General features: G+C 59.5%; 24 protein-coding genes. 14 read left to right on the top strand and 10 right to left on the bottom strand.

Annotation, left to right across the window (positions count from 1 at the left end; translation table 11 throughout):
* The 8 genes from AEP_RS10980 to AEP_RS10945 all read left to right on the top strand — a co-directional run bounded on the left by AEP_RS10980 (window position 1) and on the right by AEP_RS10945 (window position 8,851).
* Window positions 1–501, top strand: a complete 501-nt coding sequence (locus AEP_RS10980) for a low molecular weight protein-tyrosine-phosphatase (RefSeq protein WP_087495419.1) — start codon at window positions 1–3, stop codon at window positions 499–501.
* Window positions 502–544: 43 nt separating this feature from the next.
* Window positions 545–874: a hypothetical protein gene (locus AEP_RS10975; RefSeq protein WP_087495418.1), complete on the top strand. Its 330-nt coding sequence runs from the start codon at window positions 545–547 to the stop codon at window positions 872–874.
* A gap of 218 nt (window positions 875–1,092) precedes the next feature.
* The gene (locus AEP_RS10970) at window positions 1,093–2,097 is read left to right on the top strand and encodes an ABC transporter ATP-binding protein (protein ID WP_087495417.1); all 1,005 of its coding nucleotides are present in this window, start codon (window positions 1,093–1,095) and stop codon (window positions 2,095–2,097) included.
* A 59-nt stretch (window positions 2,098–2,156) separates the two neighbouring features.
* On the top strand, window positions 2,157–3,458 hold the full coding sequence (locus tag AEP_RS10965) for an ABC transporter substrate-binding protein (protein WP_198301809.1): 1,302 nt from the start codon (window positions 2,157–2,159) through the stop codon (window positions 3,456–3,458).
* Window positions 3,459–3,559: 101 nt separating this feature from the next.
* Entirely contained in the window at window positions 3,560–4,564 is a 1,005-nt protein-coding gene (locus tag AEP_RS10960) for a carbohydrate ABC transporter permease (protein WP_087495416.1), read from the top strand.
* Window positions 4,561–5,733, top strand: coding sequence for a carbohydrate ABC transporter permease (locus AEP_RS10955; protein ID WP_087495415.1), 1,173 nt, complete (start codon window positions 4,561–4,563; stop codon window positions 5,731–5,733). Before AEP_RS10960 ends, AEP_RS10955 begins: the two co-directional genes overlap by 4 nt.
* Before the next feature lie 72 nt (window positions 5,734–5,805).
* Window positions 5,806–7,458, top strand: coding sequence for an alpha-glucosidase family protein (locus AEP_RS10950; protein WP_087495414.1), 1,653 nt, complete (start codon window positions 5,806–5,808; stop codon window positions 7,456–7,458).
* Window positions 7,459–7,495: 37 nt separating this feature from the next.
* Complete coding sequence (locus tag AEP_RS10945) at window positions 7,496–8,851, top strand: MATE family efflux transporter (protein ID WP_087495413.1); 1,356 nt, start codon at window positions 7,496–7,498, stop codon at window positions 8,849–8,851.
* On the opposite strand, the gene AEP_RS10940 is transcribed toward AEP_RS10945, so the two are convergent.
* The 3 genes from AEP_RS10940 to AEP_RS10930 form a co-directional block, all read right to left on the bottom strand.
* Window positions 8,848–9,726 (bottom strand): SMP-30/gluconolactonase/LRE family protein, encoded by an 879-nt coding sequence (locus tag AEP_RS10940; protein WP_157673136.1) that lies wholly within the window; start codon window positions 9,724–9,726, stop codon window positions 8,848–8,850. The genes AEP_RS10945 and AEP_RS10940 overlap by 4 nt on opposite strands.
* Window positions 9,726–10,505 carry an SDR family NAD(P)-dependent oxidoreductase gene (locus AEP_RS10935; protein ID WP_087495411.1) on the bottom strand — a complete coding sequence of 260 codons (780 nt, stop codon included), beginning with the start codon at window positions 10,503–10,505 and terminating at the stop codon, window positions 9,726–9,728. Before AEP_RS10935 ends, AEP_RS10940 begins: the two co-directional genes overlap by 1 nt.
* A 71-nt stretch (window positions 10,506–10,576) precedes the next feature.
* Window positions 10,577–11,308: a FadR/GntR family transcriptional regulator gene (locus AEP_RS10930; protein WP_087495410.1), complete on the bottom strand. Its 732-nt coding sequence runs from the start codon at window positions 11,306–11,308 to the stop codon at window positions 10,577–10,579.
* A gap of 79 nt (window positions 11,309–11,387) precedes the next feature.
* On the opposite strand from AEP_RS10930, the gene AEP_RS10925 reads away from it, so the two are divergent.
* Together AEP_RS10925 and AEP_RS10920 are read left to right on the top strand one after the other, a co-directional pair.
* Window positions 11,388–12,302, top strand: a complete 915-nt coding sequence (locus AEP_RS10925; RefSeq protein ID WP_157673135.1) for a 2-dehydro-3-deoxygalactonokinase — start codon at window positions 11,388–11,390, stop codon at window positions 12,300–12,302.
* Window positions 12,302–12,940, top strand: a complete 639-nt coding sequence (locus tag AEP_RS10920; protein ID WP_087495408.1) for a 2-dehydro-3-deoxy-6-phosphogalactonate aldolase — start codon at window positions 12,302–12,304, stop codon at window positions 12,938–12,940. The genes AEP_RS10925 and AEP_RS10920 overlap by 1 nt, the downstream gene beginning before the upstream one ends.
* On the opposite strand, the gene rsmI is transcribed toward AEP_RS10920, so the two are convergent.
* Window positions 12,937–13,860, bottom strand: coding sequence for a 16S rRNA (cytidine(1402)-2'-O)-methyltransferase (rsmI, locus tag AEP_RS10915; RefSeq protein WP_087495407.1), 924 nt, complete (start codon window positions 13,858–13,860; stop codon window positions 12,937–12,939). The two genes, AEP_RS10920 and rsmI, sit on opposite strands and share 4 nt — an antisense overlap.
* Between rsmI and AEP_RS10910 the strand changes: the two genes are divergently transcribed.
* Genes AEP_RS10910 through AEP_RS10900 form a run of 3 tightly spaced genes read left to right on the top strand, consistent with a single transcriptional unit; the run spans window position 13,861 to window position 15,531 of the window.
* A complete protein-coding gene (locus tag AEP_RS10910; RefSeq protein ID WP_087495406.1) occupies window positions 13,861–14,247 on the top strand; it encodes a YraN family protein in 387 nt (128 codons plus the stop codon).
* A gap of 58 nt (window positions 14,248–14,305) precedes the next feature.
* A complete protein-coding gene (locus AEP_RS10905; protein WP_087497288.1) occupies window positions 14,306–14,905 on the top strand; it encodes a phosphoheptose isomerase in 600 nt (199 codons plus the stop codon).
* Complete coding sequence (locus tag AEP_RS10900) at window positions 14,902–15,531, top strand: BON domain-containing protein (RefSeq protein ID WP_087495405.1); 630 nt, start codon at window positions 14,902–14,904, stop codon at window positions 15,529–15,531. The genes AEP_RS10905 and AEP_RS10900 overlap by 4 nt, the downstream gene beginning before the upstream one ends.
* Window positions 15,532–15,581: 50 nt before the next feature.
* Here the strand turns inward: AEP_RS10900 and AEP_RS10895 are convergent, their stop codons facing one another.
* The 3 genes from AEP_RS10895 to AEP_RS10885 are packed head-to-tail and all read right to left on the bottom strand — an operon-like array spanning window position 15,582 to window position 18,712.
* Entirely contained in the window at window positions 15,582–16,508 is a 927-nt protein-coding gene (locus tag AEP_RS10895) for an NAD(P)-dependent oxidoreductase (RefSeq protein WP_087495404.1), read from the bottom strand.
* A 3-nt stretch (window positions 16,509–16,511) separates the two neighbouring features.
* The gene (locus tag AEP_RS10890; RefSeq protein ID WP_087495403.1) at window positions 16,512–17,648 is read right to left on the bottom strand and encodes a PilT/PilU family type 4a pilus ATPase; all 1,137 of its coding nucleotides are present in this window, start codon (window positions 17,646–17,648) and stop codon (window positions 16,512–16,514) included.
* 20 nt (window positions 17,649–17,668) lie between these two features.
* Entirely contained in the window at window positions 17,669–18,712 is a 1,044-nt protein-coding gene (locus AEP_RS10885) for a type IV pilus twitching motility protein PilT (protein WP_087495402.1), read from the bottom strand.
* Window positions 18,713–18,758: 46 nt separating this feature from the next.
* On the opposite strand from AEP_RS10885, the gene AEP_RS10880 reads away from it, so the two are divergent.
* Entirely contained in the window at window positions 18,759–19,457 is a 699-nt protein-coding gene (locus tag AEP_RS10880; protein WP_087495401.1) for a YggS family pyridoxal phosphate-dependent enzyme, read from the top strand.
* On the opposite strand, the gene AEP_RS10875 is transcribed toward AEP_RS10880, so the two are convergent.
* Genes AEP_RS10875 through AEP_RS10865 form a run of 3 tightly spaced genes read right to left on the bottom strand, consistent with a single transcriptional unit; the run spans window position 19,454 to window position 23,068 of the window.
* Entirely contained in the window at window positions 19,454–20,581 is a 1,128-nt protein-coding gene (locus tag AEP_RS10875) for an ABC transporter substrate-binding protein (protein WP_087495400.1), read from the bottom strand. The two genes, AEP_RS10880 and AEP_RS10875, sit on opposite strands and share 4 nt — an antisense overlap.
* A gap of 42 nt (window positions 20,582–20,623) precedes the next feature.
* Window positions 20,624–21,094, bottom strand: coding sequence for an Lrp/AsnC ligand binding domain-containing protein (locus tag AEP_RS10870; RefSeq protein WP_087495399.1), 471 nt, complete (start codon window positions 21,092–21,094; stop codon window positions 20,624–20,626).
* 9 nt (window positions 21,095–21,103) lie between these two features.
* Window positions 21,104–23,068 carry a methyl-accepting chemotaxis protein gene (locus AEP_RS10865; RefSeq protein ID WP_157673134.1) on the bottom strand — a complete coding sequence of 655 codons (1,965 nt, stop codon included), beginning with the start codon at window positions 23,066–23,068 and terminating at the stop codon, window positions 21,104–21,106.
* Between the last annotated feature and the right edge of the window lie 175 nt (window positions 23,069–23,243).

The raw sequence follows: 23,243 nt of genomic DNA, 5'->3' as shown, positions 1-23,243 counted from the left end.
ATGCAAAAAACTGATTCGCCGTTCGTAATCTTGTTTGTCTGCATGGGCAACATCTGCCGCAGCCCGACTGCCCATGGCGTCATGCGCCATAAGGTGGCAGCGCGGGGCTGGAGTGAGCGTGTTCATGTGGACTCTGCCGGAACCCACAATTACCACCCCGGTGAAGCGCCAGACGCCCGTAGCCAGACACACGCCCGCCGCAGAGGCTATGACTTTGCCGACCTGCGAGCCCGGCAAATGGTGGAGCAAGACTTTGCGCGCGCTGACCTGATTCTGGTGATGGACTGGGACAACCTTGCCTTGGTGCAGGCACTTTGCCCGCCGTACGCAGGCCACAAGGTGCGCCGCCTGACCGAGTTTTGTCAACGCCATGATGCTCCGGTGGTGCCGGACCCTTACTACGGCGGTGACGCGGGATTCGAAACCGTGCTGGACCTCGTGGAGGACGCCTGTGATGGCGTGTTGCTCCATGTGGAGCGACAGGGTCAGCGCGTCTTGTAGGCGGGTTGGCGCGATGCGCAGGGGGGGTGAGCCACAATGGCTCATGCCCGAACACGCCCCCCAAATCGATATTCCCCCTTCCTTTTTGGCGTTGTATGTGCCCAGTGGGCGCAACAAGCCCACTGCGCCTTGGGAACAGGTCCTTGCGGACTATGAGCTTTGCGAAGACATGGCCAACATGCTGGCCCCCACCGCGGCAGACCTGCAGTTCAAGCTGGGTGTGACAGAGCAAGACGTGATTGAGCGCTGTTACAGCGGATTACGTACAGAGCCTTGTGTCCTCAATGAAGCCCAATCACGCTGGGTCGTGCAACGAATGGCTGAAATTTTGTCGTGGCCGTGGCAGAATCTTGAAAACGTTGTCAAAACGTAACTCGCAGGTAACTTTATTGCCAACCCGGACACGTCTCCTTAGGGTTTGCCGCCGGTGTGGCGTCTTTGTACAAAATCGGTTTTGATTTTGAAAAAAAAGCGCCGGAAAATGCCTGATTCAAGGGTTTTCCCGAGGTGAATTGGAAGGTAATTTAATTACGATTCATGAAATCTTGTGGCAGCCACCAACCGGCTGCGCACCCCGTCAGGAGCATTTCTATGAGTCAGTCTGATGTCCGCTTGCGCGGAATCATCAAAAACTACGGCAAGGCCGATGTCATCCACGGCATCGACCTCGACATCGAGCCTGGCGAGTTCGCCGTGTTTGTGGGTCCGTCCGGATGCGGCAAGACCACGCTGCTGCGCATGATTGCGGGTTTGGAAGAAATTTCCGGCGGTGACCTCAACATCGGTGGCGCACGTGTCAATGATTTGGGGCCCTCTGAGCGTGGCGTGGCCATGGTGTTTCAGAGCTATGCGCTTTACCCCCATAAAACCGTGTTCGACAACATGGCCTTCGCGCTGAAGATCGCCAAAACGCCAAAAGCCGAAATCGAACGCCGCGTGCGCGAAGCGTCCGACATCCTTCAGTTGACCGAATACCTGGATCGCCTGCCCAAGGCGCTGTCCGGCGGTCAGCGCCAGCGCGTAGCCATTGGCCGTGCCATCGTGCGCGACCCCAAGGTGTTCCTGTTTGATGAGCCCTTGTCCAACCTGGACGCTGCGCTGCGCACCAAGATGCGCGTCGAGCTGGCAACCCTGCACCGTCGCCTGGGGGCCACCATGATTTACGTAACGCACGATCAGGTCGAGGCCATGACTCTGGCAGACAAGATCGTGGTGCTCAACAAGGGCCGTGTAGAGCAGGTCGGCAAGCCGCTGGACCTCTACAACAAACCTGCCAGTTTGTTTGTTGCCGGCTTCATCGGATCACCGCAAATGAACTTTCTGGGTGGCGAACTTGCAGCGCGTCACAACGTGGCAACTATCGGTTTGCGCCCTGAGCACTTGAAGGTCACCGAGGGCGGTCCGATTCAGGGCACCCTGAAACATTCCGAGCAGCTCGGCAATGAAACCTTTGCCTATGTGAGCGCCGGTGCGTTTGGCGACATTACCGCCCGCATGGATGGCACGCTGGGCCTGCAGCCCGGTTCTGCCATTTCCCTGGGGTTTGCACCGGAACACCTTTACAAGTTCAACGCAGACGGCAAGCGCGTCGACTGAGGCCACCAGTTTTTTTAACGTATCGCGGATGGGCCGCGATGCACCAAGAGGAGAAGACGATGATGAAGAAGACCATGATTGCCGGAGCATCCGCTCTGGTGTTGGGTGCAGTTGCCGCTCCGGCGATGGCTGCAGATTACAAGGGGCCGGACCTGAAGGGTGAAGTCATCACCATCACCTGCCCTTGGACCGGTGCCGAAGAAGGCATGTTCAAGAAAGTGATCGCGAACTTTGAAAAAGCCACTGGCGCTACCGTGAAGCACTCCTGCTCACAGAGCTCCGAGCAGCAGATCGTGATCGACATCAAGGCAGGTTCTCCCTCCAATATCTCGGTGTTCCCCCAGCCAGGTCTGGCCGCCAACATGGCAGCTATCGACGGCTTGAAGCCACTGGGCCCCAAGGCTCAGGAATGGGTCAAAAAGAACTACGCCGCAGGCAGCTCCTGGGCTGATCTGGGTACCTACGCCAACAAGGCCGGCAAAAAAGAGTTCTACGGCATGTTCTACAACGTGAACGTGAAGAGCTTGGTGTGGTACATCCCTGAGAACTTCAAGGAAAAGGGCTACAAAGTGCCCAAGTCCATGGAAGAACTGCAAGCGTTGACCAAGAAGATCGCAGCCGATGGCGGTAAGCCATGGTGTATCGGACTGGGCTCTGACGCTGCAACCGGCTGGCCTGCCACCGACTGGGTGGAAGACATGATGTTGCGCACCCAGACTCCCGAGGTGTACGACCAGTGGGTCAGCAACAAGATGAAGTTCAACGACAAGCGCGTGATCGAAGCGATCGAAGCGTACGGCTGGTTCGCCAAGAACGACGCCTATGTGGACGGCGGCGCCAAGGCCGTGGCGACCGTGAGCTTCAAGGACAGCCCCAAGGGTCTGTTCGGCTCCCCACCCAAGTGCTACATGCACCGTCAAGCGTCCTTCATTCCTGCCTTCTTCCCAGAAGGCAAGTCTGATGAAGCGGACTTCTTCTACTTCCCTTCTTACAGCAGCAAGAAGCTCGGCAACCCTGTTCTGGGCGGTGGCACCATCATGACCATCACCAAGGAAAGCAAGGGCGCACGTGCATTCATGGAATACCTGCAGCACCCCCAGTCGCATGAAATCTGGATGGCTGAAGGCGGCTTCCTGACACCGCACAAGGGTGTGGACCTGGCCAAGTACAAGACAGCCTCGCTGAAGAAGCAAGGCGAGATCCTGCAAAACGCCACGACTTTCCGCTTTGACGGTTCCGACCTGATGCCCGGCGCAGTGGGTGCAGGCAGCTTCTGGAAGGGCATGGTCAACTACTCCGGCGGCGCATCTGCCAAAGAAGTGGCTGACGAAATCCAGAAGAGCTGGGACGCTATCAAGTAAGTATCTCCTCTGACGTCGCTTCACAGCACGTCTTCAGGCCGGCGGCTTCGGCTGCCGGCCCTTTTGAAATCTCCTCCACGACACGCAAAAGCATTGATCCCATGACTGATCAAGTTATCCAGACCATATCCGCTGTATTGGTCAGCATTGCGTTCTGCCTGCTGTACTTCGCCGGCTCCAACTTTGTGTTGGACAAAATTGTTCATCTGCCTATCGGTAGCAAGAACAGCCGTGACATCTTGCGCACCAACGTGCGCCCCTGGTTATTCATTGCCCCGGCCTTGTTGCTGTTGGGCACGTACCTTGTGTACCCCCTGTTTGAAACTTTTCGTTTGAGTTTCTATGACGCCACCGGCGAGCAGTTTGTCGGACTTGCCAACTTTCGTTGGGTCTTTGTCGATCAAAACTTCTTGCTGACCATCCGCAACAACTTCATGTGGCTGCTGGTGGTGCCCGCTGCCGCCACTGCGCTCGGCCTCGTGGTTGCTGTGCTGGCGGATCGTGTGTGGTGGGGCGGCTTTGCCAAATCCATGGTGTTCATGCCCATGGCCATCAGCTTTGTGGGCGCCAGCGTGATCTGGAAGTTTGTGTACGACTTCCGCGGGCCCGAGTCCGATCAGATCGGTATTTTGAACGCCATCGCCATGGGCATGGGTTTCCAGCCCCAGGCGTGGGTAACCATTCCCTTCTGGAATAACTTTTTCCTGATGGCCATCCTGATCTGGATCCAGACAGGTTTTGCCATGGTGATTCTTTCCGCCGCTTTGCGCGGAGTTCCCAATGAAACCATTGAGGCCGCCCGTATTGATGGCGCCAGCGAACTCCAAATCTTCTTTGAGATCATGGTGCCGCAAGTTATGTCCACCATTCTGGTGGTGTGGACCACCATCACTATTACGGTGCTCAAGGTGTTTGACATTGTGATGGCCATGACCGGTGGCCAATGGGACACCAGCGTGCTGGGTAATCTGATGTACGACTGGATGTTCCGTGGTGGTGGCGACTACGGCCGCAGCTCCACCCTGGCGATGGTTTTGATGTTTGCAGTGGTACCGGTGATGGCATTCAATATCCGCCGCTTCCGCACCGAGGAGGCACAGCGATGAAAAAGTATTTCTCTCTCCCTTCATTGATGGCGCAGGGCCTGTTGCTGGTCATTGTGCTGATGTGGGTGTTGCCGACCTTCGGCCTGCTGGTATCGAGCTTCCGTGAAAAGACACAGCTGGTGTCTAGCGGCTGGTGGACAGCCCTCTCCACACAGACACGTGCCGATATGCGTCGTACCGCAGGAGCACAGAGTCTGGTGAAAGAGGGTGACCGCTATGTCATCAGCGGTCGCCTGTATCCTGAGGGTGGCGGCGTCAAGATCAAGAAGTTCTCGCTGAAGTCCTCGAATCCCAACGAATTTGCAGTGGGTACGTCTGTGGAAGTGGCCGATGGACAGGTCTTTGATGAAGAAGACGGCAAGTCCGACGGCACCTTGACCGTACAAGCCGATGGCAGCTACCGCCTGGAGCTCAACCAGCCCTACGACAAAGACCGCGGTGTCCGTGTGTTTTACGTTGCAGAATCACCCCCGGTGTTTATGACGCAGAACTACGAAAAAGTGATTGCTGGCGAGGGCGTGGGGCAAGCGTTCCTGAATACCTTCAAGGTGACGATTCCCGCCACTTTCATCCCCATCCTGATTGCCGCGTTTGCTGCTTACGCATTCAGCTGGATGGAGTTTCCCGGTCGTAAGTTCCTGTTCATTGTGGTGGTGGGCCTGCTGGTGGTGCCTCTGCAGATGTCGCTGATTCCGCTGCTGCGTTTGTACAACCAGCTGGGCGAGGTTTTCGGCACCGAATCCAAGTCTTACCTGGGGGTGTGGATGGCGCACTCGGCCTTCGGCCTGCCGCTGGCGATCTACTTGCTGCGCAACTACATTGCCTCGTTGCCCCGCGACATTATTGAGAGTGCGCGCATGGATGGTGCCTCGCACTTTCAGATATTTACCGGTATCGTGCTGCCCTTGTCCATTCCGGCACTCGCTAGTTTTGCGATCTTCCAGTTCCTCTGGGTCTGGAATGACTTCCTGATTGCGCTGGTGTTCCTGGGCAAGGCGCCTGACCAAGTCGTGCTGACCATCAAACTCAATGATTTGCTGGGTTCACGTGGCGAGAGCTGGGAGATTCTGACGGCCAGCGCATTCGTGTCGATTGCGGTTCCGGTCGCTGTTTTCTTCTCCTTGCAGCGCTTCTTTGTGCGCGGCTTGTTGTCCGGCTCGGTCAAGTAATTCCGGAGACATCACACACTGGCGAATTTGCGCAAGCAGGTTCGCCGTTTTCATTTAAGGGAAAACTCAACTATGGCTAAGGCATCCAACAACAACTGGTGGCGCGGTGGCGTGATCTATCAGATTTACCCACGCAGCTATGCAGACAGCAACGGTGATGGCATCGGTGATCTGGACGGCATCACTGCCAAGCTGGACTACGTGGCTGACTTAGGGGCGGACGGCATCTGGCTGTCCCCGTTCTTCAAGAGCCCGATGAAGGACTTCGGCTATGACGTCAGTGACTACTGTGACGTCGATCCCATGTTCGGCACGATTGCAGACTTCAAGAAGCTGGTGGATCGCGCGCATGCACTGGGCCTCAAGGTCATGATTGACCAGGTGCTGTCCCACAGTTCCGACCAGCACCCCTGGTTTGTGGAAAGCCGCTCCAGCCTGGACAACCCCAAGGCGGATTGGTACATCTGGGCGGATGCAAAAAGTGACGGCACGCCTCCCAATAACTGGCTGTCCATTTTCGGTGGCAGTGCATGGCAGTGGGACACCCGCCGTTGCCAGTACTACATGCACAACTTCCTGACCAGCCAGCCGGACCTGAACTTCCACAACCCTGAAGTGCAGGACGCTCTGTTGGCGACTGTGAAGTTCTGGTTGGAATTGGGTGTAGATGGCTATCGCCTGGATACCGCCAATTTCTACTTCCACGACGCCCAACTGCGCGACAACCCTGCACGCGGCCGTCCCGACGGCGAAGACCCTGCGGTCAATGCCGTGAACCCTTACGGCTGGCAATGGCACCAGCACGACAAAAGCCAGCCGGAGAACCTGGCTTTCCTGCGCCGTTTGCGTGCCTTGCTGGACGAGTACCCCAACACCACCATGGTGGGTGAAATCGGGGACGACGATGGCTTGGCCCGTGTTGCTGAATACACCAGCGGTGGAGACAAGCTACACATGGCCTATTGTTTTGACTTGCTAGGCACAGCACACACAGCGGCTCACTTCCGCAGCTTTGTGAAGCGCTTTGAAGAGGTAGCGCCTGGTGGCTGGCCCTGCTGGGCACTTTCCAACCACGACGTGGTGCGCGTAGCGTCCCGTTGGGGTACCACGGCACCTACAGCATCCCCTGCGCTGTTGCGCCTGGGAGCCGCCTTGCAAATGTCCCTTCGCGGCTCGCCTTGTATTTACCAGGGCGACGAACTCGGCTTGCCGGAGGCAGACATCGCTTTCGAGGATTTGCAAGATCCCTACGGCATCACCATGTGGCCGGAGTTCAAAGGCCGTGACGGCTGCCGCACCCCCATGCCTTGGAAAGCAGGCGCATCTGACCTCGGCTTCTCGTCGGCGTCTTCCAGCACCAAGCCTTGGTTGCCGGTGGCTGCAACGCACCAAGGCTTGACCGCTGATGCGCAGTTGCAGGATGCCGGTTCGTTGCTGCACTTTTACCGCCAGCTCTTGCGCTGGCGCAAGACGCGCCCCAGCCTGGTTACCGGAACCCTGGAAGTCTTGGAGGCGCATCCGCAGGTGTTGGCCTATGTGCGTCGATTTGAGGGCGAGACAACTCTGTGTGTCTTCAACTTCAGCCCTGAGGCCGTCCAGTGGACTGTGCCGGCTGAATTTGCATCATTGAGCCTTGTGGACGGTAGTGGCCTCGCACAGGTTCATCTGCAGACCGCAGTGCTGGCACTGCCCGCATGGGGTGGTGCGTTTTTGGGTGCTGCCTGAGCAACACGCTGAGCGCTAACAGGGGTACAGTGCTCCCATGAGTACTCCACCCCGGTTGCGGCTGAATACGATCGCCGGGCCTTTGCTCGGCGAATTTCTTTTGGGCATGACCGTGGCCATGGGCGGGCTGTGGCTGGCATCGCACGAGTCTGATGTGGCGGCCGGTGCCTTCGGCTTGGTCAACCAGATTCTTGAAACCCTCAATGTCGCTTTTCGCGTCCTGGCTATCGGGCTGGGGGTGATGGTCACCCAGTACCTCGGCGGGGAGCAGCAAGCCGCAGCCCGGCGCGCTGCACTGTTGGCACTGGGTGCGAGCACCTGGGTCGGCAGCATGATCGTTGTGTTGGTGGTCGCCGGCAATGACCAAGCGCTGGAGTGGCTCAATGCCCCGCAAGCGGTAGCTGCTTTGGCAGCTCCGTATTTGCAGTGGTTTGCTCCGGCATTACTGCTGGATGCCTACAACCTGAGCATGGCCGCGGTGCTGCGCGCGCACCTGTTCGCGAAGGATTCCTTGCGCATCATGGTGGCCATGCATGCCACCCACTTGGGACTGGCATTTCTGATCATGCGGGGCTGGGGTGAGTGGGACGGTATGGGCCTGGAGGGCTATGCGATTGCCATGCTGATCAGCCGTGCATTGGGACTACTGTTGCACTTGTGGTTCTGGCGGGTACGCATGCAATTGATCCCTGGCGCACGGGATTGGTGGACTTTCTCATGGAAGGACTTGGCTCCTGTGCTGCGGGTAGGCGTGCCCGGTGCGGGGGTCGAGATGACCTACCGGGCTGCCTTCATGGTGTCGGTGGCTGCTACCGCGCGTTTGGGTGTAACGGCACTGGCCACCCACTCCTACACTTTGCAGCTGCTGAAATACGTGTTGCTCACGAGTATGGCGATCGGCTGGGCATGCGAAATCATGGTCGGGCGCTTGATAGGGGCGGGCGATTTGCGTGAGGCCAATGGATTGGTGCGCAAAGCCGTGCGCAATGGCTTGCTGGCATCCGGCTCACTCGCTTTGCTGGCTGCGCTAGGCGCTCCCTGGTTGATGCGAGCTTTTACCAAGGACGCTGCGGTCCTTGAAGCTGCACAGACCTTGCTTTGGATCTCGTTACTGTTGGAGACCGGCCGCGTATTCAACCTGATTTTGAATGGTGCCCTGCGTGCCACTGGCGACGCCATCTTTCCCGCGGCGTCCAGTGTGGCGTCGTTGGTGTTGGTGCTTGGTGTGGGCTCGTTCTGGTTGGGGCGCCTGTTCGGACTGCCCGGCATCTGGCTGGCTTATGCGATTGACGAGTGGATCCGCGGGCTATTGCTGTTGGCCCGTTGGGTGTGGCGCGGCTGGCTGCCCAATGCCCGGGACAGCCGCCGACGCCTGCGAGCCGACGCCCCTTAACCGAAGGCGAGGGGCAAGACCCCGGTCGCATCGGTTTGCAAGGTGAACACGCTGCCGGAGAGCGGGTATTCCGCCAGGACCGCATCGCTCAAGCCTACACGTGCCGAGGTCACCAACATGGTCTTCAAGTCATCGCCGCCGAAGCTGATGCTGGTGATCTGTGTGGCGGGCATTGCGATGGATTGCAGGCATTCGCCCTCCGGAGTGAAACGGCGTATGCAAGCGCCGCCCCAGAATGCAATCCACACGTTCCCGGCGGCATCCAACGTCATGCCGTCCGGAGTGCCTTCCTCGTCGGTGAACACGCGCCACACCGTTTTCTCGGTGAGATTGCCTTGCGCATCCATGCGATAGCGGTACACCGTGTTCAGGAAGCTGTCGGTGTGCAACATCCAAGAAGCATCCGCTGCAATGGCGGGACCATTGGCGATGTAGATGTCTTTTTCCACGATGTCGCAGGTCCCATCCGCACTCAGCCGTGCCAACTGGCCTTGTCTACGACCGGGGTCGTCGTTGTCCATGGACCCCGCCCAAATGCGGCCATGTGCATCCGCTTTGGCGTCATTCAGCCTGACTGTGGGTTGTCCGGGATGGGGTTGAGCCACCAGTTCCCAGCGCACCTCAGGCTCTAGCCAAAGCCGCACGATGCCGCTCTGAAAACCGGCCATAAAGCCATCGCCGTCTTTGCGGGGAATCAGCCAGCCCACGCGCTCAGGCATCTTCCAGCTCTGACGCAGTTCAGGGGAAGGCGTCCAAGCGTGGACCGCACATCCGTGAATGTCCACAAAGAAAAACCGCTTGCTGGGTGCGTGCCACAAGGGGCCTTCGCCCAGCAGCAATTCTGCCGGCCAGACAGGGGTAGGGGGCGTATGCATCAGGTCCATCCCGCGTCCACCACAAAGTCTTGCGCAGTCACCATGCCGCTGTCTGCCGCCGACAAAAACAGCGCCATGTTGGCGACGTCCGCGCCAAGGATGCGCCCCGGCAGGCAGTGGTTCTCTTTCATGGCACGTTCACCGGCTTCGTCCACCCACATGGCCAGCTGCTTGTCCGTCATGATCCAACCCGGGGTGAGTGTGTTCACGCGGATGTTGAATTCGCCCAGCTCGCGCGCCAGGCTGCGGGTGAGCCCCACCGTGGCCGATTTGCAGGTGGCGTACACGGGGTAGCCTTTGCCCTTGATCTTCCAGCTGGTGGAGCCCAGGTTCACGATGGCACCGCCGCCTGAGCGCTTCATGCCTTCGACCACGGCCTGTGCTGCAAAGAAGTGGGGCCGCAGGTTGACAGAGACACGCCAGTCGAAATCGTCGGCCGTGACCTCTGCGAGCTCATGACGCTGGTCATTCGCCACATTGTTCACCAGCACCGTGATATCTCCAAAGCGTGCGGCTGCCGTGGCAATGGCTGCTTTCAATGCATCCACATCGGCCGCATCGCTTTGCAGAAACAGGGGTTCTGGCCCCAGTGCGTTCGCCGCATCAATGACTTGTTGGGCCGCCTCTGCATTGCGGCCGGTAAAGGCGACCTGGGCGCCCTGGCGCGCAAAGGCGATCACGATGTCGCCGCCGATGCCGGAGCTGCCGCCGGTCACGAAGACACTGCGTCCTTTCAGGCTGGGGTACTGCGCGAAGTGGGAGAGTGATTCCGGCTTCATAGGCTTCCAAAGGGTTAAAAATGCGCCATTGTAGGACTATTCATCATACAAATAAACCGCAAATGACAGCCTCATGTATCTGGCTGGATGGTGGCGCGGATCAGGCTGCGGGTATCGGACAGCATGCCTGCCATGCGGTGCAGTGCGTTTTGCGGTTCCTGCAGGCGGATGGCATCGAACACCTTCTGGTGGTCCGGCAAGGCTTGTTTGAAGTTGTCCGAGGTGCGTGCCGTCACGCCCAGCAAAGACTCCAGCGCACTGCCGATGATGGCTGCCAAAGGCATCAGCAACGGGTTGTTGGTGGCTTTGAGAACCGCGGTGTGGAACTCCAGATCCGCCTGTACCCACTGGGCGATGGTGCTAGCCGTTTCCATGGTGCGAAGCGCTTGCGCAATGGACTCCAGCTGCTCCGTGCTGCGGCTGGTGGCTGCGAGCGCTGCCGCTGAGGGCTCAATGATTTCGCGCAGTTCTGTGAGGTGGCGCAAAAAATCGGCATCCACGCCGGTGGCGCAGCGCCAGGCCAGAATGTCCGGATCCAGCAAATTCCATTGGTCTTTGGTGCGCACGCGCGTGCCGATGCGTGGCCGGGCCTCCAGCAGCCCCTTGGCTGCGAGCACCTTCACCGCCTCGCGTAATGCGGTGCGGCTGACAGCGAGCTCCTGGCACAACAGTTCTTCGTTAGGCAGCACTTTGTCCGCAGGGTAATGCCCGCCGACGACACGACGCCCCAGTTCCTGAACGACTTGGCCATGGAGCTTTCTGCCGGTGTATGTAGTGTGGGGCGCTGCAATTGTCCTGTTCATGGTGGCGAGAGTATGCGCTGGAAACCCGATGAATCATCATATGTTTAAATCGGGGCACTCAACACAGGCTAAATTCCTTATGTCTTTGAAACCTTCTGCGTCCATTGTCGGTGTGGATTGGGGGACCACCCACCGCCGCGCCTATGCCATCACCCCATCCGGCGAATGCCTGAGCGACATGAGCGACAGCGATGGCGCCATGGCGTGCAAAGGCCGCTTTTCGCAGGCATTGGTTGCTGCGATGGATCAACTCAACACCACGCCTTCGCTGGTGGTTGCGTCGGGCATGGTTGGCAGTGCACTGGGCTGGCACGAAGTGCCGTATGTGGATGCCTCGGTACCGCTGCATGCACTTGCGGAACACGCGTTTCGCGTGCCGGATGCACCTGCCGCCGCGCCCGTGTTGCTCTTGCCGGGCTATTGCATCCGCAACTCGGCGGGCGTGCCGGACGTGATGCGCGGGGAGGAAACGCAGCTTTTGGGCGCGTGGGCTATGGGGCACCAATCGGGCTGGTTTGTGTTGCCCGGCACGCATAGCAAATGGGTGCTGCTGCAAGACGGCGTGGTACGCAAACTGCGCACTTACATGACAGGCGAACTCTACGACTTGCTGCGCAAGCACGGCACGCTGGCCGCTGCAGCGGGCGGACAGGCAGAGTGGGACGACGCAGCGTTTGCAGCGGGCGTGGATGCGGCAGGTGCCCATGCGTTGAGCCATGTGTTGTTCAGTGCAAGAGCGCGGGTGGTCAGCAAAGACATGCCGGCGCAGTCCACTGCGTCTTATTTGAGCGGGGTCCTGATCGGTACCGAGCTGAAAGATGTCCTCGGCGTGGACACGGGCGAAGTCCCCACCTTCCAGTTGATCGGGTCCCCCCAGCTTGCAGAGCTGTACCAAAAAGCGGCTTCGCGCCTGGGCTGCCGCTTTGACATTCTGGATGCCCGCCAGGCCTTTCTCGCAGCGGTGCAACACATTCATTCTCATTGGAGCGCTTGATGACTTCCGTTTTTCCCTTGTTGGCGCAAGCCCGTCAATTGCCCTTGATTGCCATTCTGCGTGGGCTCAAGCCTGAAGAGGCACTGGATATCGGACAGGCCTTGTATAAGGCTGGATTCCGTACTCTCGAAGTACCGCTGAATCGACCCGGTGCTATCGAATGCATAGCTGCTCTCGTAGGTGGATTGGGGGCTGACGCTCTGATTGGCGGTGGAACCATGTTGACTTTGGCCCATGTGGAAGCCGTGCATGCAGCGGGTGGCCGCTTGATGGTTTCGCCCAATTGCGAACCGGCTGTAATCCGCCGTGCCGTGGAGTTGGGCATGCTGGCAGCCCCTGGTGTGGCGACCCCCACCGAAGCCTTTGCCGCGTTGGCGGCCGGCGCGCATGCATTGAAGCTGTTCCCCGCAGAGTCGCTGGGGCACGGGGGCTTGAAGGCGCTCAAGTCTGTAGTATCGACCGGGACCGACCTCTGGCCGGTGGGCGGCATCACTCCCGAGAGCATGGGGCCTTGGGTCAAAGCCGGCGCCACAGGCTTCGGCATCGGCAGCCAGTTGTATGCACCGGGCGTCACTGCGGCGCAGGTTCACGAGCGTGCCAGCGCCTATGTGCAGGCCTGGCAAGCCACCAAGGCCTAGTCTTCGCTGGTGGAGCCTTGCTTGAGCAGCAGGGCCCGTTCGTACAGCGCGTTGCGCGGCTCGCCGGTGATGTCTGCCGCCAGCTTCACGGCTGATTTAAGCGGCAATTGCTCCAGCAGCAAGCTCAGCACGCGGTCATCCGCCGTGCTGGCGGCCGCAGCCGCAGGGTGTATCACCAGCGCGAACTCGCCGCGCAAGCGGTTGGCATCTGCGGCCAACCATGCGCGGAACTCGCTCGCATCGACAGTGGCCACCTCTTCAAACTGCTTGGTCAACTCACGGCCTACCGTGACTTTGCGTGCGCCCAGGGGTGCAAGCGCTTTGGCCAGCGCTTCCAGCCGGTGCGGAGCCTCGAGCAGCACCACTGCGTCGGGCTGGGCGGCAATCGCCACCACCTCGTTCGCGCGTTCGGTGGCCTTGGAAGACAGAAAGCCCCGGAAAACAAAACCGCCATGGCCTTCGCCCGCAGCGACCAGACCGGCAACAGAAATAGCCGTCACCACGCTGCTTGCTCCCGGCAGGGGAACAACGCGCAAGCCATGCGCCCGCACTTGTGCCACCAGCCGTGCGCCGGGGTCACTCACGCCGGGTGTGCCGGCGTCGCTCACATAGGCCACGCGTTGGCCTTCCCGCAGGCGGGCGATCACCGTCTGCGCGGCTTCGGTTTCGTTGTGCTGGTGCACGGCCATCAGGCCTGAGCCCGCTTTGTCGATGCCATAGGCGCGCAGCATTTGTTGGGTGTGGCGTGTGTCTTCGCAGGCGATGCAATCGGCAAGTCCCAGCACGTGCAGGGCACGCAGGGTGATGTCTGCCAGATTGCCGATGGGCGTGGCGACCACATAGAGGCAGCCTTGCGGATAATGCTGCTCACCGGCCGAATCCTTGGCGGCTTGGATGGCTGAAGAAAAAGACGCACTCATATGGGCTTACTTCCATCACGACCGGCCCGGGCCACCACCAAACAGGTTGGTGATGCGGCAGAAGAGCAGGCCTTGGGTTTTTTGCAAGCCAAAGGGCTGCAATTCGTTGCGCACAATTATCGGACGCCCGGCCGGGGTGGCGGAGAAATCGACCTCATCCTTCGCGATAAGGACGGAACCCTGGTCTTTGTGGAGGTGCGCAAGCGCAACCGCACCGACCACGGCGGAGCTGCTGCCAGCATCGGGCATGTGAAGCAGCGGCGCATCATCTTCGCCGCCAGGCACTACTTGTTGACCTTGCGCACCATGCCACCTTGCCGGTTTGACGTGGTGGTGATTGACGGTGATGCGGTGGAATGGCTGCGCGCGGCCTTTGACGCATCCTGATACAACCCTTAAGCGCGCTGTAACAAGGGCTTCTAGGGGGCACGGTATCATGCCGCCCATGCTGGAACAACGTATACAACAACACTTTATTGACAGCGCGGACCTCAAATACCAATCCGCGCAGGGCTTGAGCAAGCCCATCGCAGACGCAGTGCAAGCCATGCTGGCCTGCGTCACCAGTGGCGGCAAAGTGCTGGCCTGCGGTAACGGTGGATCGGCGGCAGACGCCCAACACTTCGCTGCAGAATTTGTGGGTAGGTTCGAACGTGAACGCCCCGAGCTCGGCGCCATTGCACTGACCACAGACACCTCCATCATCACCGCGATTGCCAACGATTACGACTACAACGTGATCTTCTCCCGCCAGGTGCGCGCCTTGGGTGCGCCCGGTGATGTGTTGCTGGCCATCTCGACCAGTGGCAATTCGGCCAATGTGCTGGCGGCCATTGAAGCCGCGCACGAGCGCGAAATGGTAGTGGTCGGGCTGACCGGCAAAGGCGGCGGCAAGATGGCCCAAGTGCTTCGCGATACCGATGTGCACATTTGTGTGCCTCACGACCGCACGGCTCGTATTCAAGAAGTCCATATTTTGGCGCTGCACTGCATCTGTGACGCAGTCGACGCCCAACTCCTCGGTGAACAGGAACCCCAATCATGAAAAAAATCGTCTCCCGTATTGTTATCGGTACCTTGCTTGCATCCAGCTTGAGCGGCTGCTTCCCCCTGCTGGTGGGTGGCGCAGTAGTAGGTGGAAGCCTGGTCGCTACGGACCGCCGCACTTCCGGCAGTTTGGTGGAGGATGAAGGCATTGAATTGCGCGCCTCCAGCCGCATCCGCGAAAACCTGGGCGAGCGCGTGCACGTGAACGTGACCAGCTACAACCGCCAGGTACTGTTGACCGGCGAAGTGCCCAACCTGCAGGACAAACAGCTGGTAGAAAAAATTGTGTCCGGCGTCGACAACGTGCGCAACATCGTGAACGAGCTGGACGTGATGGGCAATTCCACCCTGACCCAGCGCTCTTCAGATTCGCTGGTGACAGGCCGTGCCAAAGCCGCCCTGGTGGATGCCAAAGACCTGTTTGCCAGTGCCTTCAAATTGACCACCGAGCGTGGCACCGTGTACGTGATGGGCCGGGTCACCGCACGCGAAGCCAAGCGCGCCACCGACATCATCAGCAACACCAGCGGCGTACAGCGTGTGGTGCGGATTCTGGAAATCATTTCCGAAGAAGAGTTGGCCCGTACCCTGCCGCAGCAACCCCCTGCCGAACAGAAGAAGTAAACAAAAAAGGCCCCTCGGGGCCTTTTTTGTTGGGGGCAATCAACAGCCGTTTACTTGAGCCGCTTGATCAAGCTGCTGGTGTCCCAGCGGTTGCCACCCATAAGTTGCACATCGGCATAGAACTGGTCGACCAGCGCCGTCACCGGCAGGCGGGCACCGTTGCGCTTGGCTTCGTCCAGCACCAAACCCAGGTCCTTGCGCATCCAGTCCACCGCAAAGCCGAAGTCAAACTTGTCTGCCACCATGGTCTTGCCACGGTTATCCAGCTGCCAGCTTTGCGCAGCACCCTTGCCGATGACGTCCAGCACCTGGTTCATGTCCAGCCCGGCGCGCTGACCGAAAGCTACCGCTTCCGACAAGCCTTGTACCAACCCGGCAATGCAAATCTGGTTCACCATCTTTGCCAGTTGGCCTGAGCCGCTGTCCCCCAAGAGCGTGAACGCCCGGGAAAAGGCCATGGCCACCGGTTTGACCGCTTCAAAGGCAGTGGCGTCTCCACCGCACATCACGGTGAGCATGCCGTTTTGTGCGCCCGCTTGTCCACCGGACACCGGGGCGTCTATGAATTGCAGGCCCCGCGTTTGGGCTACCGCGCTCAGCTCGCGTGCCACGTCGGCAGAAGCGGTGGTGTGGTCCACAAAAATGGCGCCGGTCTTCATGCCCGCAAAGGCGCCATCTGCACCCAAGACAACGCTGCGCAAATCCGCATCGTTGCCGACGCAGCAAAACACGATGTCTGCGTTCTGCACTGTCTCACGCGGGGTAGCTGCGTGCGAATGGGCGCCCAATTGGCTGCTGGCGTCCGCAAATTCTTCGCACCATGCTATGGATTTAATAGCGGTCCGGTTGTAAACGGCCACTTGGTGGCCTGCGCGGGCCAAATGACCGGCCATGGGATAGCCCATGACCCCCAAGCCCAGAAAGGCAACCGAGTAAGCTGGGGAGGGTTCGTAGGTTTTGTCGTTGATGTTTGGCATGGCTTACATAATCGCGAAGTTCTCGGTGCCGGCCGACAGGTCTTGCGACTTGCCACGGTGGCTGTTGAGCTTGATTTGGAGACGCAAGTCGTTGAGCGAGTCGGCGTTGCGCAGTGCGTCTTCGTAGGTGATGGCGTGGCCCTCGTACAGATCGAAGAGGGCCTGATCGAAGGTCTGCATGCCGGCCTGGCGGCTCTTCTTCATGATCTCTTTCACTTCCGAGACTTCACCCTTGAAGATGAGGTCGGAGATCAGCGGGGAGTTGATCATCACTTCCACCGCCGCCACTCGGCCCTTGCCGTCCTGCTTGGGGATCAGGCGCTGGGACACCATGGCGCGCAGGTTGAGCGACAAGTCCATCAGCAACTGGCTGCGCCGCTCTTCGGGGAAGAAGTTGATCACGCGGTCCAGCGCCTGGTTGGCACTGTTCGCGTGCAGGGTGGCAAGGCATAGGTGACCGGTTTCGGAAAACGCAATGGCGTGTTCCATGGTCTCGCGGTCGCGGATCTCGCCCATCAGAATCACATCCGGCGCCTGGCGCAGGGTGTTCTTCAAAGCCGCGTCCCAGCTGTCCGTGTCCAGCCCGACTTCGCGCTGGGTGATCACGCAGTTCTTGTGGGCGTGCACAAACTCCACCGGGTCTTCGATAGTGATGATGTGGCCGTAGGAGTTCTCATTGCGCCAGTCCACCATGGCAGCCAGTGTGGTGGATTTGCCTGAGCCGGTAGCGCCCACCAGAATGCACAGTCCGCGCTTGCTTTGCACAATGTCTTTGAGCACCTGTGGCACACCCAGACCGTCGATGGTGGGCAGCACTTGCGGAATCACGCGCAGCACCATCCCGACCTTGCCCTGCTGGATAAAAGCGTTGACCCGGAACCGGCCGATGGTGGCCGGTGCAATCGCGAAATTGCTCTCCTTGGTGCGCTCAAACTCGGCAATCTGCTTGTCGTTCATGATGGAACGCGCCAGCGCCATGGTGTGGGCTGAGTTCAGCGGCTGTGGCGACACCTTGGTGACCTTGCCATCTACCTTGATGGCGGGCGGAAACTCCGCGGTAATGAACAAGTCGCTGCCATTGCGGCTGACCATCAACTTGAGCAGATCGTTGATAAATTTCGTGGCTTGATCGCGTTCCATGAGAACACCTACCTTTCTGTCTAGCCTGGGAAGTTCTCAGGAATCTTGGCTTTGCTGCGTGCTTCGGCCGCGCTGATGACGTTGCGCTTGACCAGGTCCGTGAGGTTCTGGTCTAGGGTTTGCATGCCTACGCTGTTACCGGTCTGGATGGCGGAGTACATCTGCGCGACCTTGGCTTCGCGGATCAGGTTACGGATCGCGCTGGTGCCCAGCATGATCTCGTGGGCTGCCACACGGCCCTGGCCGTCTTTGGTTTTGCACAGGGTTTGCGAGATCACCGCTTGCAGCGACTCGGATAACATGGCCCGCACCATTTCTTTTTCTTCGGCCGGGAACACGTCAATGATCCGGTCAATGGTTTTGGCAGCACTGGAGGTGTGCAGGGTGCCGAACACCAAGTGGCCGGTTTCTGCGGCGGTCATGGCCAGGCGGATGGTTTCCAGGTCGCGCATTTCACCCACCAGAATCGCGTCCGGGTCTTCACGCAGAGCGGACTTCAGGGCGGCAGCAAAGCTCAGGGTGTGGGGGCCGACCTCACGCTGGTTGACCAGGCACTTTTTGGATTCGTGCACGAATTCGATCGGGTCTTCCACCGTCAGGATGTGGCCGAACTCGGTTTCGTTCAGGTAGTTCACCATGGCCGCCAGGGTCGTGGACTTGCCGGAGCCGGTAGGGCCGGTCACCAGCACCAGACCGCGGGGCTTCAGGGCCAGGTCTGCAAAGATGCGGGGGGCGTTGAGCTGTTCCAGCGAGAGGATCTTGCTCGGAATCGTCCGGAACACGGCGCCTGCGCCGCGGTTATGGTTGAAGGCGTTGACGCGGAAGCGAGCCAGGCCATCGATCTCGAACGAGAAGTCGATTTCCAGAAACTCTTCATACATCTTGCGCTGGGTGTCGTTCATGATGTCGTACACCATGGCGTGAACCTGCTTGTGGTCCAGCGGTTCGACGTTGATGCGGCGCACATCGCCGTGCACCCGGATCATGGGCGGCAGTCCTGCCGAGAGGTGCAAGTCAGACGCTTTGTTTTTGACGCTAAATGCGAGCAGCTGGGTAATGTCCACGGAGTCCTCTCTAGGGGAATGGCAGGTTTGTTACGCTCGAGAGATTATGACGATGATTGCGGACAATCTCCACGCTGTTGCACAGCGTATTGCGCAGGCGTGCACCCAGTCCGGACGGCCGGCGGACAGCGTGCGCCTCTTGGCTGTTTCCAAGACCTTCGGGCCTGACGCGGTGCAGCAGGCTTTTGATGCCGGGCAGCGCGCCTTCGGCGAAAACTACATCCAGGAAGCGGTCGACAAGATCACTGCGCTCAGCGCCCTGCCCATTGAGTGGCACTGCATAGGCCCTATCCAGAGCAATAAGACCCGCCTCGTGGCAGAGCATTTTCAGTGGGTCCAAACGGTGGACCGGCTCAAAATTGCCCAACGCCTGAGCGACCAACGCCCGCCGCACTTGCCGCCTTTGCAGGTGTGCATCCAGGTGAATGTGGACGGTGGCCCCACCAAGTGCGGCGTGACGCCGCAAGACGCCGTGACGCTGGCGCTGGAAGTGGCGCAGCTGCCCCGTTTGCAGCTCAGGGGCATCATGTGCATTCCGGAGCCTGCTCCTGATTTTGTAGCTGCCCGCGCAGTATTCATGAGCGCCAAGGCCGTATTTGATGCCATGGTGGCGCAAGGGCTGCCGCTCGATACCCTGTCCATGGGCATGAGCGGCGACCTGGGTGCCGCCGTGGCCGGTGGCAGCACCATGGTGCGGGTGGGCAGCGCCATTTTCGGAGCCCGCCACTACCCGCCGTCTGCTTAGGTGCGCACCCGGCCATCGCCGGTCAGCATGGACATTTCCACAAAGGTGGAGGCGGCATGGTCCGACTTGGAGAAGTTCACATTGAAGCCGCCGAAAGGCTGGCCGTTGATGCTCTCCATGGCGGCGACCAGGGCATCCGTGCCGCCTTTGCCACCGCTCCGGCGCAGGGCCTCGGCCACTACCTTGGCGGCGATATAGCCCTCCATGCTGGAAAAGTTGGCTTGCACAGCGCCGTTGGTCTTGCGCACAGCCTCGGCAAATTCGCGTGAAATTGCCTTGTTGCCCACATAGGGCGAGGGCACCACCTGGGATACCACCACACCGGCGCCGTCCTTGCCCAGCTCGTCGGCCAAAGCTTGTGTACCCACGAAAGACACGTTGTAGAAGCCGCCACCATAGCCCGCTTTGCGGGCCGCACGTATGTAGGCCGCGCTGGACTTGTACGCAGTGATCTGCACCACCGCCTCAGGGGCCGCTGCATTGAGGGTCTCTACCGCCTTGGCCACGTCCACCGAATTGCGCTCTACGGTCGCCAGTGCCACCGGTTTGAGGTTCAGTGCGGTCAATGCGGCTTGCACGCCGTCCAGACCGGCTTTGCCGTAAGCGTCGTTCTGGTAGAACACCGCCACTTTGGTGATGCCCACGTTGTGCAGTTGTTTGACGATGAGCGCGGTCTCGTCGTTGTAGGAGGCGCGCACATGGAATGCGTAGCGGTTGAACGGGTTGCGCAGTGCCATGGCACCGGTAAACGGGGCAATAAAGGGCACCCGGGCCTTGGTGGCCAGGGGCAGGGCCACAGCGCTGGTGGGGGTACCCACAAAAGCGAACAAAGCGGCTATGTCTTCTTCCAGCAACTTGCGGGTGTTTTCTTCGCAACGTGCGGGCTCATAGCCATCGTCCAGCTTGCGGATCTCTACACTGCGCCCGCCGATACCGCCTTGGGCATTGAGCTGGTCAAAGTAGAGTTTGGCGCCTGCGTGGAGCTGGATGCCGAGTTGAGCGGCGGGGCCAGTGAAAGCGGCAGACTGGCCGAGCACGATCTTGTCGGACTGGGCGTGGACTGCGGGGAAGCCGGTCAGCGCGGTAGCGCCTGCGGCCAGGGTGAAATGACGTCGATTAAGCATCTGGTCATTGTCCCTGAATAGTTGTAACAGCCGTGTCGCTTGTTACAACTTGAGATGGGTTGTGTTCTTCACTTCTTCCATCACCGCGTAGGTGCGGGTTTCGCGCACACCGGGCAATTGCCAGAGCACCGTGCCTGCAAAGTGGCGGTATGCGGCCATGTCGGCCATGCGGGTTTTTAGCAGGTAGTCAAAGCCGCCAGCCACCATGTGGCACTCCATGATTTCTGAGTGAACCTGTACCGCGGCCTTGAAGGCCTCAAAGACATTGGGCGTGGTGCGGTCCAGCAACACCTCCACAAACACCATCATCCCGGCGCCCAGCTTGAGCGGGTTCAGACGTGCTTCGTAGCCGAGGATGTAGCCCTCTTTGCTGAGCTTCTGCACACGGGCCAGCACTGCGGTGGGGGAGAGGCCCACCGTTTCGGCCAGCTTCAGGTTGGCAATGCGCCCGTCTGCTTGCAAGCAGCTCAGGATGCGCAGGTCGATGCGGTCAAGTTCGATGTGGTCAATCACATCGTGAGCTTACTTCAGCTTGAAGAAGGACACCTCTTCGGCCAGGCGGGACGCTTGCTCAGACAGCGCAGATGCCGCTGCCGCAGTTTCTTCCACCAGCGCAGCGTTCTGCTGGGTGTTCTGGTCCAAGTCGTGCACAGCCGCGCCTACCTGGTTCACACCCAAAGATTGCTCCTTGGTGGCGTTCGCAATTTCGGTCATCAGACTGTCGATGCGGGCGGCGTTCGTCACGATGTCTTCAATGGTCTTGCCCGCTTCGCCCACCACCAGGCTGCCGCGTTCCACTTGCTCGATGCTGGCGGTAATCAGGCTCTTGATTTCCTTGGCCGCCTCGGCACTGCGGCCCGCGAGCGAGCGCACTTCAGAGGCCACTACCGCAAAGCCACGGCCTTGCTCGCCTGCGCGGGCGGCTTCCACGGCCGCGTTCAGCGCCAGGATGTTGGTCTGGAAGGCAATACCGTCAATCACGCTGATGATGTCGGCAATCTTGTTGGACGAGGCATTGATGCCCTGCATGGTGCTCACCACCTGCGAGATCACCTCGCCGCCGCGCTTGGCGGATTGGGCGTTGGAGCGCACGATTTCGGCGGCACCGTTGACCGTGTCGGAGGTGCGCTGCACGGTTTCGGAGATTTGCGTCATGGTGGCCGCCGTTTGTTCCAGCGCAGCCGCGCTGGCCTCAGTGCGGCGGGACAGGTCTTGCGAGGCGGAGGCAATTTCTTCACTGGCAGTATTCACGTTTGCAGCACCGTCCAGGGTGTTGCGCACGATCACACGCAGGCTGGCTTCCATGTCGCGCAGAGTGATCATGAGGTGCGCAGCCTCATCCTTGCCCCAGGGGGTAGGTGCGGTGACCAGGTTGCCCTTGGTGATTTGCTCCAGGTGGCCGGTGACTTCACGCAAGCCACCCATCATCACCTTGTAAAACGCCAGGAGCATGTAAAAGGCAATCGCCACGAAGAACACCGCAATGCTCACGCGCATGCTCAGGTCGCTGCGCAGACCCACAATGCGCTCGCCCAAGCGGAGTTCGAGCTGTGCCATCATTTTTTCGTTGAGCTGGCGCTCGGCTTCCAGGGAGGCCGATCCCATCTTGAGATAGGCATCGGCGTCGCCTTCCACTTTTTCACCGATAACTTGTTTCCTGGTGGCTTCTTGGAAAGCGTCGTAGGCGTCGTCGTTGGCTTTCATGCCGAATTTGGCGTCCGCCTCGGGGGTGCCGCCGGTGCTGCGGATATAGGCGTTTTCAACGATGTTGTCGACAAAGCGCAGGATGCCGAAATCCTGGTTAATGCGTTCGGCGATGTACTCCGATTTCTGGCCTGCTTTGAGTGCAGACCATCCCATCACGGAAAGCTCGGACACGTTCTCCATCTGCTGTGGTCCGTACAAAATGGCGTAGTTCATCAGGTGGAAGGTTTCCAGCTGCGGGTCCAGGGCCAGCTCGGAGGTGTCGGAAACATGCTCGCCCAACTTCAGCAGTGTGTCGATGTATTCGTTGTGAATATCAAATGTCTCTTGCTCGTCTTTGCCCGTAGGGTTGGCAAGCAGTGCCTGATGCAGTTTCTGTACATTGCCTAGAGCCTCGGCGGTGTCGAGATCCTTGCCCAGTTCTTTGTCAATGGCCTGGAGTTTGCTGAAAGCCTGGGTGACCGCGGTTTGGCTGGCGCTGAGTTCGGGGGACTTGGTGATGGCGTTGAGTCGGCGAAGCTGTGCTTGGCGGATCAGCTCGTGCAGGGGTTTGACGTAGGCCACACCTTGCAGCTCGTGTTCGGTGGTCGCGACCTGCACACGGGTGTTGTTCCAGGTGTCCGCAATCAGCAGCACGATGGGAATCAGGAACATCACTGCAATCCACGCGGACTTGGCAGTGAAATTGAGCTTGCGGAATAACCGGACGCCGGGGGACAACCAGCCGTGGTAGCGAAAGAAAGAACCAAATCCGGCATCGCCGGCCAACGTCGTCTTGCTCACGAAATCCCCTTTATCAAGCGGGTTAATTTAAATGCATCATAACGGTGCGGAACCCGTTCAAACGATTTTGAAAAGGGCTTTGTCGCCTCATTCAAGCTGCCTAAAGCACTTGACTGCGATCAAACCATGTTCCATAGCGATGGCGAAATTCGTCTTCTGGATATCTCGGAGATAG

This window comes from Curvibacter sp. AEP1-3 (assembly GCF_002163715.1).
GTDB lineage: Bacteria > Pseudomonadota > Gammaproteobacteria > Burkholderiales > Burkholderiaceae_C > Allorhodoferax.
The sequence above is the reverse complement of the archived record's forward strand: the minus strand, read 5'-3'. Positions and strand labels throughout refer to the sequence as shown.